The organism is Klebsiella sp. MS 92-3, assembly GCF_000195655.1.
GTDB classification, from domain to species: domain Bacteria; phylum Pseudomonadota; class Gammaproteobacteria; order Enterobacterales; family Enterobacteriaceae; genus Klebsiella; species Klebsiella pneumoniae.
In genome coordinates this window covers 1-700 of sequence record NZ_GL882733.1, presented here as the reverse complement: position 1 = coordinate 700, position 700 = coordinate 1, and the positions used below count along the sequence as shown (strand labels likewise).

General features: G+C 60.9%; 1 protein-coding gene. It reads right to left on the bottom strand.

All coding sequences use genetic code 11. The features are described from left to right. The coding region (locus tag HMPREF9538_RS29220) for an AMP-binding protein (protein ID WP_032456996.1) at positions 1 to 405 on the bottom strand (405 nt) is incomplete at its 3' end. Positions 406 to 700: the final 295 nt, after the last annotated feature.

The following is a 700-nucleotide window of genomic DNA, read 5'->3' as shown; positions in this document are numbered from 1 at the left end:
CCCCGTCGGCAGCTGCGGCAGCAGCTGCGCTACCAGCGGCAAAAAGGTCTGGTCAAAAAACAGCACTTCATCGGCAGCGTCGTTGAGGATATACCGCAGATGGTCAACCGACAGCCGCGGATTGACGGTGTGCGTCACCCAGCCGCCGGAGGCGACGGCAAAATAGATCTCCAGATGGCGGCGGTTGTTCCATGCCAGCGTGGCGCAGCGGGCGCCCGGCGGCAGCCCCAGCGACGCCAGCGCCGATGCCAGCCGCTGAGCACGGCTGGCCACCTCCCCCCAGCAGCTGCGCTCCTTCTCACCGCCAGTACTCACCGAGACAATCTCGGTCTCGCTGTGATACTGCGCCGCATGGCCGAGCAGCGCGGCAGTGGTGAGATCCTGATAAATCATCGGTGACGGCATGGCGGGGTCTCCTTTACAGACGCCCGGCGGAATCGAGGGGCGCGGCGCGATCGTGCGGGCGCCTATTGAATCTGGTCTACATTTGCCGGTCTGCACAAAAAAACGTACAGAAATCAGCGGTCACGCACAAAATAGAGTGGGAAATGGTTCAGAAAGGAAAAGACAAACTCATGACCGGAAGATCATTACTCAGAGAGCGTATCGCCCGACTCCGGGCCGGGCGATAGCGGTGGGGATTTACAGCAGCGCTTTCGCTTTAGCAACCACGTTATCAACGGTGAAGCCGAACTCCTCG